5 protein-coding genes are annotated in these 11,351 nt (G+C 76.2%); 1 reads left to right on the top strand and 4 read right to left on the bottom strand.

The annotated features are described in order from the left end of the window. Positions 1-287: 287 nt before the first annotated feature. From FMEAI12_RS10100 to FMEAI12_RS10085, 4 genes are all read right to left on the bottom strand, one after another. Entirely contained in the window at positions 288-2,126 is a 1,839-nt protein-coding gene (locus FMEAI12_RS10100; protein WP_112105810.1) for a DNA-binding protein, read from the bottom strand. Positions 2,127-2,152: 26 nt separating this feature from the next. After that, on the bottom strand, positions 2,153-2,968 hold the full coding sequence (locus FMEAI12_RS10095) for a protein phosphatase 2C domain-containing protein (RefSeq protein ID WP_112105809.1): 816 nt from the start codon (positions 2,966-2,968) through the stop codon (positions 2,153-2,155). Further along, entirely contained in the window at positions 2,965-3,837 is an 873-nt protein-coding gene (locus FMEAI12_RS10090) for a vWA domain-containing protein (protein WP_020461782.1), read from the bottom strand. Before FMEAI12_RS10090 ends, FMEAI12_RS10095 begins: the two co-directional genes overlap by 4 nt. A 199-nt stretch (positions 3,838-4,036) precedes the next feature. Then, positions 4,037-4,540, bottom strand: coding sequence for a hypothetical protein (locus FMEAI12_RS10085; RefSeq protein WP_112105808.1), 504 nt, complete (start codon positions 4,538-4,540; stop codon positions 4,037-4,039). Positions 4,541-5,178: 638 nt separating this feature from the next. Here FMEAI12_RS10085 and FMEAI12_RS10080 point away from each other — a divergent pair. Continuing rightward, complete coding sequence (locus FMEAI12_RS10080) at positions 5,179-11,271, top strand: type I polyketide synthase (RefSeq protein WP_112105807.1); 6,093 nt, start codon at positions 5,179-5,181, stop codon at positions 11,269-11,271. The last annotated feature ends 80 nt before the right edge of the window (positions 11,272-11,351 follow it).

Raw genomic sequence — 11,351 nt, 5'->3', positions numbered from 1 at the left:
GCCTGGCCCCCGCGGCGGGGCCGCTCTGCGCGGCAACGGCCGTCGGGTCAGGGACGGCCGTCATCAGGAATTCGCCGCCGGCCGGGGCCGGCCCGCGAACAGATCGCCGCAGCGCTCTCGGCACCGCCTCGTGGGGGGCCCGACAGGCCCCGGGCGGTACGCCGATCGGGGTGTGTTTTCCCTGGTGGCAGGGGTTTCTCGAGTCCCGGGGAGGGACTAGTCCCGGGCTATACGGACACCGCCCGTCCGGGCCAGGGGCACCACGATCGCGGGGGCCCGCGGTGCCGTCAGCTCCACCCGCGCCACGCCGGCGAACGGGTCAGCGTCGGCCCCGGCACCGGCGGCGGAGGGATCGGCCGGCGGGGCGGCAGGACCGGCCCCGATCCGTAGGCCGAGCGGGTCGCGGGCGCGGCGGGCACCGTCCCGGGCCGGTTCAGCAGGCTCTCGGCCTGGCGCTCGGTCAGCACCCGCAGCAGGCTCCCCCTGCGCAGCTCGATCCGGGGCGCGGGCGGCCGCCCGGCGGCAGCGTCGGATCGGCCCCCCCGGCTGTCCCGGCTCCCGCTGCCGGCGCGGCTCCCCCGGCCGTCGCGGCCGTCGCGGCCCGAGCCGCTGGACTGGCTGGACCAGCTCGGCCCGGTCGGCCGAACGAGCCGCGCCGGCGACGTCGCGGTGGGCCCGTGAAACGAGCTCCCCCGGTCGTCCACGGCCAACTGCCCGATCACCCGCACCCAGGTGCCCGCGAGCCGCGCAGGGTCGCCGTGGGTCGCGACGAGCTCCCTGCTGACCCGGTCCCACCCGACGACGCTGAAGCCGCCGCCACGGTCGTCCCCGAACTCCAGGACCGTGATCATGCCGGTGCGTTCCAGCTGCCGGACCCGGACGACCCGACCGACGACGGTGATCTCCTCCCCCCGGCGGGCGAGCAGACCGGCCCGGTCGAGGGCGGAGAGCACCCCGGGCCCACCGACGGGCACCGGGGCCGGCCGCAGCGGCCGGGTGCGCAGGTAACGCGCCGCGCTCACCGTGCTGACCACACCCACGGCGCCGGCCGGACGCGGGTGCCGTGTCACCGCCTCGTGCCCGCCCACCGGCACCGGACCAGCCGGCCGCGCCGGCCGCGGCGGAAGCGGCGGAAGCGCTGAACGGTCCGCGGGCGCCGCGCGGCCCGCGGGCGCCGGGCCGGCCGAGAGTGCCGGGCCGGTCACCCCGGCGCAGCCGGCCCCGCCCACCGCGCCCGACCGGTACGGAGCGAGCGCGTCGGCGTCGAGCACCGCCGGCACGTCCTGGAAGTCGACCAGGCAGGCGTCCCGCAGCCGGCGCGCGGCGGCCGCGACCCCGGGCATCCGCTCGAGGCGGGCGAACAGGGCCGAGGCGGACGGGTCGGCGAAGTCCGCGGCCGAGAAGATCAGGTTCTCGCCGGTGTTGAACTCACGCCACAGGCCCGGATTCCGGGCGAGGGCGGCGAGCGACACCGTGATCACCTCTTCGGCGAAGCGGTCGAGCGTGACGTCGTACTGGTTCGAGCGGTCCGGATGCTGGTAGTTGCGGTGGCCCCGCTCGGAGGCGCCGAGCCCGCTCAGCCCCGGCAGGTACATCCCGTCGTAGTCGACGAGCCGCACGGACGTGTCCGGCAGCACGAGGATGTTGCCGTGCTGCAGGTCGCCGTGCGCGGCACCGCGGCGGCGCAGCTCGGCGACGGCGAAGCCCAGGCCGAGCCGGGCCCGGTCGAGGTGCGCGGGCCGGTCCAGGTTCTCCTGGACCCAGTCGTCGAGCCGCGCGCCGTCGATCCACTCCATCCGCACGATCGGCCAGCAGTGGCCGCGCACCCGGATCCCGGCCGGCTGGTAGTCCACGCCGACCAGGAAGTCCAGCGCGGCCGAGCGGACGAACTCGGCGATGCAGGCGTAGCGCAGCTCCAGGTTGTCGCTGTGCCGGTGGAAGCAGCGCACGGCGTGGCGCCGGCCGTCCAGGCTGACGTCGAAGGTCAGGGCGAACCCGCCGGTGGCGACCGCCGGCATGCCCAGCGGGGTCAGCCGCGGCACGCTCTCCCGCAGCTGGTCGTCCAGGAAGGACAGCCGCGGGATCTGGACGGCCTGCTGGTAGTCGAGCAGGGTTGGCAGTTTCATTCACATGCCCTCGGGCCGGCGCGGGCTCACACTTGCACCACGCAGATCGTCGTGTCGTCGTCGGCGAGGTACCCGTGGTGCCGGTAGGCGGCGACGGCGCGGGAGAACCGGCCGGCGGTCTGCGCGAGCCAGCAGGGCGACGGCATCCGGCCGCGGGTCTCGGCCGCGTGCAGCAGGAGCCGGGCGAGCGCGTCGGTGGCGAGGACGAGCACGTCGCCAGGCCGCAGCTCACCGGTCAGCAGGGTCGGCTCCGGGGCGGACGGGCCGTGGCTGCCGACCAGCTCCGCGAACCGGGTGAAGTCGCTGGACCGCCCGACCGGGCCCACCGAGCGCGTCTCCCCGTCGCGTAGGTGGAACACGCACGAGTCACCGACGCACGTCGCTGTCCAACTCTGGTTCGCGACGTCGACGGAAAGCCCGAGGAAAGACGCGTCTGCGCCCGACTGCAGCTTCGCCCGCGCGAACCAGGGCAGCCCCGGCCGGCTCACCTGCGCCCACCAGCGCTCGCGCAGCGCACGCAGGACGTCGGGAGCGAGCGGGTCGAGCCCGTCGTGGGCGTAGGCGTCGACCAGCAGCCGGCTCCACACCTCCGGTCGGGCCGAGGTCGACGCCCCGTCGGCCACGGCGAACCGGCCGAGCTCCGGCCGGATCGCGCAGCTGTCCTCGTTCTCCGCCGGCGACCGGCCGAGCCTCGCCACCGAGTGGGCTGTAGCCGCCAGAACAACGGCCGCTCCCGAGGGCATGGGCGTGGGTTTCGGCGCGGGCGGCGGTGCCGGCTGCGACGGCGCCGGCGAGGCGGTCACCGGGCGCGCGGACGTCGCCGTGGCGGGCAGCGGGGTCATCCCGCCGACCGCGGCCCGACGGTGAGGTCACGCAGGCCGGTCGGCGTGACCGCGCGGGTCCCGATGTCGAGGAACTCGATCAACGCGGTGACGTCGGCGTTGTAGAGGAATCCCCGCGAGCCCGTGCCGGCGGGATATCCCAGGCTGCCGGCCGCCGCCACCATCGTGGGGGGCAGCGCGCTCGACATGTCGAACAGCGCGCGGGCGAAGTCGTCGGGCAGATCGGCCCGGTCGTCGGGAAAGGTGACGGCGTTGCGCGCCGTGGCCGACAGGTGGGCGTTGAACAGCAGCGCGTCGCCGTCCGCCGTGCCGGCGGCCCGCACCCGGGCGGCGGCGATCCGCGGGTCACCGTCCGTGCTCTGACCGTCGGTGACGTTGACCACGATCGGCGGGAAGCTGGAGGCGTGCCCCCGGCACCACTCGTCGACGATCCAGGCGGCCGTCGTCAGCGCCTCTGCCATCGGGGTCCAGCCGTCCGCGACCGGGTCGACCCAGGCCGGGATCGGCGTCTGCACCTCGACCAGGCCACCGGCGCCGTCGGAGATCCGGCGCAGCACATGGTCGACCCGGTTCGGGTTCAGCGCGACCTCGCTGATGGGCAGCAGCGGCCGGCTCGCGCTCGAGCCGTACAGGACGGGCGACACACCGCGCCCATAGCCCAGAATTCCTACCTCGAAATAGTCGTAGACGCGGTCGTCACCTTTACTGCAGAGCAGCACGGCGTTGCCGAGAAGCCGATTGACGGCGAGCGCGAGCTGGTCTGCCTTGCTCATCGCGCCACCGGCCCAGGTCTCGGCCATCGACGTCGAGTGATCGATGACGAGCAGCAGACAGGCCGGCTGCTTGCGATTGATCTCGGCGGAGTACATGTCCTTATCGTTTCATATCGCCTGGCCATTCCGATGCTCCGGTGGCGCTCGACAACAGTCCGCGCCCGGCCCGGTAACACCTTTTGATGAATGCGCGCCGGAATCTCGTCCGGGCTGCCCGACAACAACGGGCCGCGCCGGCGCGGGAGCGGTGCCCGCGGGCTCGGCGCGGCCTGCGGCGCCGCCGCCGGAGCACCGGTCAGCGCGGTGCTCCGGGGCGGTCCGTCGATCCCGGCACGCCCGGCGCCGGCTCGCGGGCCGCCTTACCTGCCGGGGCCGCCTCGTCGGCCGGGGCCATCGCGTCGGTCGGGGGCGTCGCGTCGGGTGCCGCGCCGGCTGTCGGGTCCCGTCCCGGCGGGGCTCCCCGCAGGACCGCCAGGGCGTGCTCGTAGGCGTCGTGGGTGGGCAGCAGCCTGCGAACGTTCAGCGGCGCCAGGTCCTCGCGGTTCGTCCGGCCGCAGCGGGGGCAGGTCTGCTGGCTCAGGGGCAGCAGCACGCCACAGCCGCCGTCACCTGCTCCGCAGCGGCGCCAGTCGTCCCCCACCTCGATGCGCGATCGCTGGTGGGCGAGGCGCCCGGCACCGCCGCGCCCGAGGGCCCTGGCCAGCCGCCGGGCCGGGCGCGGCCAGCCGCCCCGGGCCGCCTGGTCGCCCGCCGTGCTCGCCGTGCTCGCCGGGGCGCCCGGCGGCGTGGTCTCTCGCATGCGCGTCCTCGCTCCTCTGTCGGGCGATGGCGGTGATGTCCCGGCCTCGCTCACCGGCCTCCCGCACCGGCTTCGGTCACCGGCCGCACCGGCCCCGGCCGCCGGCGTCGGGCCGGCCGGCGAGGGACCGCCCGGCAGCCGCCAGCGGCCGCCGGCGCGGGACGCCGCCGGTCAGAGATACGCCCGGCGTCAGCGGAAAGCGACACTACGGATCGATGGTGATATCGACAATCCGTCGGTGCCAGCCAATGGCCCGAACGTCTCACGCGTTCGGGTCGCACGTCCTCATCTCGGCGCCCGGGCGCGGGGTGGAATGACCCGCCGCCGCGGGGTCGGAGTACTGCCCGTTACCCCGTTTAGCGTAGCCCGATGGCGCCATCCCTATTTTGAGCCCATACCCGACGTGGGGCACGATTCGCCCGTGGTCGCTCCGTCGGCTTCTTCGCCGGCCGGGTGCGCGGTCCCGACCGGGCCCGATATCCGCCGGGCGCCGCCCGATGACTTCCGCGCGCGGGCCGAGCCGGTTCTCCCGCCCGTGTTCCCCCCACCGGACGGACCGAGAACCGCCGAAAAGGTCACGGGAAATCGCCCCGGCGCGGCGCCCAGCCGCCCCGCCTGCGCACGTCAGGAGTGTTCGGATGGACAGCACCCGCCCAGAGCAGGGCCGCTCCGGGGCGACCGCGGACCGGGCCCGCGACGCGTGGCGGGCCCGGCTCGCCGAGCTGTCGCCACCCGCCCAGATCGAGGCGCTGCTCGACCTCGTCGTCGACCACGTGGTCGTGGTCACCGGCAGCCACGGCGGCTCGGCGGGCGTCGACCGCGGTGCCCCCTGGCGCGCGCTGGGGGTCTACCGGCGCATCGCGGACGTCCTGCGGGCGAAGCTCACCGCGGCGACCGGGGTGCGGCTGCCGGCGACGGTGCTCTTCGAGCGCCCCACACCGAAGGCGGTGGCCTCGTTCCTGCACGCCGAGATCCTGGGCGTGCGCGAGGAGGCAGCCGACACCGCGCCCGCGCCCACGCCGGCCGCACCGGCAGAGGGGGGTGGGCGCGGCGCCGATCCCGTGGTCGTGGTGGGCATGGGCTGCCGGCTGCCCGGCGCCGACTCGCCGGAGGCCCTGTGGGAGCTGGTGGCGCAGGGCCGTGACGTCGTCGCCGGCCTGCCGACGGACCGCGGCTGGGACCTGGACGGCCTGTACCACCCGGACCCCGAGCACCCGGGCACCGCCTACACCCGCCAGGGCGGCTTCCTCCCCGGGGTCGGCCTGTTCGACGCCGGCTTCTTCGGGATCGGACCCCGCGAGGCCACCGCGATGGACCCGCAGCAACGGCTCATGCTCGAGGTGTCCTGGGAGGCGTTCGAGCACGCGGGCATCGACCCGCACCGGCTGCGCGGCAGCCGCACCGGGGTGTTCACCGGTGTCTCCCTGCAGGACTACGGCCCGCCCTGGCACGACGCCCCCGCCGAACTGCAGGGTCACCTGCTGACCGGCAACGCGCTGGGCGTGGTCGCCGGCCGGGTCTCCTACACCTTCGGCTTCGAGGGCCCCGCGCTGACGGTGGACACCCAGTGCTCCGCCTCGCTCGTCGCCGTCCACCTGGCGACCGCGGCCCTGTACGCCGGGGAGTGCGACCTCGCCCTCGCCGGCGGCGTCACCGTGATGAGCACGCCGTCCATGCTGATGGAGTTCAGCCGCAAGCGCGGGCTGGCGCCCGACGGCCGGTGCAAGGCGTTCTCCGCCGACGCCGACGGCACCGGATGGGCCGAGGGCGCCACCGTGGTCGTCCTCACCCGGCTCTCCCACGCCCGCGCGCGGCAGCTGCCGGTGCTGGCCGTCGTCGCGGGCAGCGCCGTGAACCAGGACGGCGCCAGCAACGGCCTGACCGCCCCCAACGGCCTGTCCCAGCAGCGGCTCATCCAGCAGGCCCTGGCCAACGCCGGCCTGCGCGCCGGCGACGTCGACGCGGTCGAGGCGCACGGCACCGGCACCCCGCTCGGCGACCCCATCGAGGCCCGCGCGCTGCTCGCTACCTACGGCGCCGGCCGGTCCCCGGACCGGCCGCTGTACCTGGGCTCCCTCAAGTCCAACATCGGCCATGCCCAGGCCGCCGCGGGCACCGCCGGCATGATCAAGATGATCGAGGCACTGCGCCACGAGACGCTGCCCGCCAGCCTGCACATCACCGTCCCCACCCCCCACGTGGACTGGGCGACCGGCGCCCTCACCCTCCTGACACAGCCCACGGCGTGGCCCGCCACCGCACGGCCGCGCCGCGCCGCCGTCTCCGCCTTCGGCGTCTCGGGCACCAACGCCCACCTCATCCTCGAGGAGCCCCCCGGCCCGGCCCGCATCCCCGCGCAGGCCACGCCTACCGCCGCGCCCACCGGCGCCGCCGAGGACCGGGACGCCGTCCGCGGCGAGGACACTCTCGAGTGGGCGGCCAACCTGCCCACGACGGTGATCCTCTCCGCCCGCGGTGACGAGGCGCTGCGCGCGCACGCCGCCCGCCTCGCCGACCACCTCGCCGGCCATCCGGACATCACCGTCGACGACGCCGCCCACACCCTGGGCGCGCGTGCCCAGTTCCCCACGCGCGCCGCCGTCGTCCTGGACGGGCCGCCGACGGAACGGGCGTCCCACCTGGTTCGGGCGCTGACCACGCTGGCCGCCGGGCGGGCGGCGCCCGCTCTCATCCGCGGCAGCACCCCCGCGGACCTCGCCGGCGCCCGGATCGCGATGGTGTTCACCGGCCAGGGCAGCCAGCTCCACGGCATGGGACGGCGGCTGCACGCCGCCTACCCGGCCTTCGCCCGCGCGCTCGACGCCGCGTGCGACCGCTTCGAGCCGCATCTCGACGAGCCGCTGCGCGACGTCATGTTCGCCGCCCCGGACACCCCGCCCGCCGTCCTGCTGGACCAGACGCTGTACACCCAGTGCGCGCTCTTCGCCTACCAGAGCGCCCTGTTCCGGCTGTTGGAGAGCTTCGGGGTCACCCCGCACCTGCTGCTCGGCCACTCCGTGGGCGAGCTCACCGCGGCGCACGTCGCCGGCGTCTGGACCCTGTCTGACACGGCCGCGCTGGTCGCCGCCCGCGGCCGTCTCATGCAGAGCTGTGTGCCCGGCGCCATGGCCGCCGTCGGCGCGACCGAGGACGAGGTCCGTCGGTGCCTCGACGAGTACGGGGGCCGGGTCGACATCGCCGCCGTCAACGGCCCCACCGCCGTCGTCGTGGCCGGTGACTACGACGCCGTCGGCGCGCTCGCGGCGCACTGGGCCGAGCAGGGGCGCCCGACCCGCGGCCTCGCCGTCAGTCACGCCTTCCACTCCGCGCACATGGATCCCGTCCTCGACCGCTTCGCCGCCGTCGCCCGCACGCTCGCCTACCGCCCGCCCGCCGTCCCGATCGCCTCCGCCCTCACCGGACGTCTGAGCACCGACCCGGATGCCCCGGTCGACCTCACCGACCCGGCGTACTGGGTCCGCCACATCCGCGAAACCGTCCGGTTCCACCAGGCCGTCACCCGCGCCGACGCCGAGAACATCACCACCTACCTGGAGATCGGGCCGAAGCCCACGCTGACGCCGTACCTCGGCGACGCCCGCGTGGTCACCGCGGCACGCCGCGGGCAGCCCGAGACCACCGCTCTGCACATCGGCCTCGCCGAGCTGCACACGCACGGCACCCCGATCGCGTGGCGGGCGGCCAACAACCCGCACGCCGCCAGCCGCCGGCCCGCCCACCGCCACCTGCCCACCTACCCGTTCCAGCGCCGCCACCACTGGACGGACCCGATCCGCCGATCCGCCCCGCCCGGCGCGCCCGGCCCGGACGGGTGGCGCTACCGCATCAGCTGGCGCTCCCGGCCCGTCCCCAGCACCGGCGCCCTGCCCGGGACGGACGGCACCCCGCCGCCGCTCACGGGCCGCTGGCTCCTGCCGCTCCCGCCCGCGGGCGTCACCGACGAGGAGATCTCCCGCGTCTCGTGGATCGTCGAGCGCCTCGGCGGCACCGTGCTCCGCGTGCCACTGCGCCACGAGGACGCCGACCGGGCCCGCCTCGCCGCCCGCCTGTGCGCCCTCGGCCGGCCCGGTGCGATCGCGGGCCGGGGCGGCGTGCTGTCACTGCTCGGCCTCGACACGACGCGCCACCCCGACCACCCCGCGCTCACGACCGGTTTCGCCCTCACCTGCGCGCTCGCGCAGGCCCTGCACGACATCGAGCTGGACGCGCCGCTGTGGACGCTCACCCGTGGCGCCGTCCGGACCGGGGCCGCAGCCGCGACGGCGGCCAGCGACCGGATTCTGGATCCGGCCGGGGCGCTGCTCTGGGGGCTGGGGCGGTCCCTCGCCCTCGAGCGGCCAGGTGCCTGGGGCGGTCTCGTCGACATCCCCGCCGAGCTGGACGACACCACGCTCGGCTGGCTCGGCGCCGCACTGACCGCACCGGACGGCGAGGACCAGTTCGCCGCCCGCCCGGCGGGGCTGCTGGTACCTCGCCTGGTCCGGGAGACCACGCCCGTCACCACCGCACCGTGGGACGTCCGCGGAGCGGTTGTGCTCATCACCGGAGGCACCGGCGCCCTCGGCACCCGGATCGCCCGCCGTCTCGCCCGCGACGGAGCCCGCCGGCTGATCCTGGCCAGCCGCCGCGGCCCGGACGCGCCCGGGGCGGCCGAGCTGTGCGCCGAGCTGACCGCCCTCGGCGTCCAGGCCGTCGTCCGTCGCTGCGACGCCTCCGCCGCCGACGCGGGCACCGCCGCGGCCGCCGGCACGGGCACAGGCACGGGCACGGGCACGGGTCAGCTGGCCGCGCTCGTCCGCGAGCTCGCCGCCGATCCCGAGGCCCCGCTCACCGCGATCGTCCACGCCGCGGGCGTCGACGGCCCCATGGCCGCGCTGCCCGAGCTCGACCTGGGCCAGATCGCGGCCGTGCTCGCGCCCAAGGCCGGCGCCGCCGAGCTCCTGCACGAGGCCGCTGGGACCATCCCGCTCGTGTTCCTGTCGTCGGTCTCGGCGACCTGGGGCAGCGGCGGCCAGGCCCCGTACAGCGCGGCGAACGCCTACCTCGACGCGCTGGCCGCGTTCCGGCACGCCAGCGGGCACCCGGCCACCTCGGTCGCGTTCGGCCCGTGGGCCGAGGCCGGCATGGGCGCCGAGCCGGCCCGCCGTGACTACCTGCACCGCCGCGGCCTGAACCCGCTCACCCCCGACCGGGCCATCGATGCCCTGGCCCAGGCGGTTGGCACCGGACGTCCCGGCCCGGTCACCGTCGCCGACGTCGACTGGGCGCGGTTCCTGCCCGCCTACACCGCCGCCCGGCCCTCACGCCTGTTCGACGAGCTACGCGCCACCGCCGACGAAGCCGCCTCCCCGGCCGCCGCCGGAACGCAGCCCGCGGATCTCACCGGGGCGCCGCGCGGTGATGGCACGGAGCCGGGTGATGATCTCGCGGCGCTGCCCGCGGCGGAGCGGGGCCGGGCGCTGCGCGAGCTCGTCCGGGCCGAGGCCGCGGCGGTGCTGGGCCACCGTGAGGCCGACGAGGTCGAGACGGGACGCCGCTTCCTCGAACTGGGCTTCGACTCGCTGGCCTCCGTGCAGCTCAGCCGCCGGCTGGCGGGTGCGACCGGGGTCGCGCTCGCCACCGCCGCGGTCTTCGAGCACCCCACCGTCGCCGACCTCGCCGACCACCTCCACGCCCTGCTCGCCAGCCGGCCCGCGCCCGGCGCCACCGGCACCGGCGCGGTCGGCGCGGTCGGCGCGGTCGGGAGCGGCGCCCGAACCGGGACCGGCTGGACCTCGACCAGTGCCAGTGCCGCCGGCGTCCCCGCCGTAGGCGGCGCGGAGCCGGTCGGCGTCCGTGGGCTCTACCGGCAGGCGTGCGCCGACGGCAAGTTCGCCGAAGGGGTCGGGGTGCTGCGCGCCGCCGCAAAGCTGCGGTCGACGTTCACCGCGCCGAGCGAGCTGGCCAGGCGGCCACGTCCGGTCACCCTCGCGTCCGGCCCGGCCGGGCCGGCGCTGGTCTGCCTGCCGTCGATGGTCGCGCCGTCCGGGCCGCACACCTTCGCCCGGCTCGCCCTGCACCTGCACGGCCGCCGCGCCGTGCACGCGCTGGCACACCCCGGCTTCGGCGACGGCGAGCTTCTGCCCGCCACCGCCGATCTCGTGGTCGACCTGCACGCCGAGACGGTGGCCGCGCACTTCCCCGACACACCGGTCGCGCTCGCGGGCTACTCGTCCGGTGGCTGGCTGGCACACGCCGTCGCGGCGCGGCTGGAGGCACGCGGCATCCACCCGAGCGCCGTGGTCCTGCTCGACACCTGGCTGCCCGGCGACCGGATCCCCGAGGCCGACATCGCCGAGGAGCTGCGCGGCATCGCCGTCAACGACCAGGCGTTCGCGCTGATGACCGAGTCCCAGGTGACCGCGCAGGGCGCCTACCTCGACCTGTTCGAAGGATGGAAACCCACGTCGGTGCGTGCGCCGATCGTCCTCGTCCGCGCGGTCCAGCGCATGCCGGGACAGCGGGCCGACCCGGACCCCGCGGGCCCGGTGACCGGCTGGGCGGACGAATGGGACCTGGCCTTCGACACGAGGGACACCGCCGGCGACCACCAGTCGATGATGAACGAGCACGCCGGCTCCACAGCGCGCACGGTCCACGCCTGGCTCGGCGACCTCCACGCACGCCGGTCCCCGGCCCGTACTGTCGCCAGCGGGACGGCTGTCCGCTGACGCCGCCAAAGCCCCATGCCCCCACGCCAGCCCGAACCCGGTCCAGGCCGGGGGTGTTGTCGGGCCCCCGGCCTGGATCA

It is taken from the genome of Parafrankia sp. Ea1.12, from assembly GCF_900465275.1.
Classification (GTDB): Bacteria; Actinomycetota; Actinomycetes; order Frankiales; family Frankiaceae; genus Parafrankia; species Parafrankia soli.
Note: the sequence above shows the minus strand (reverse complement) of the source record. Positions and strands in the feature narration are given on the sequence as shown.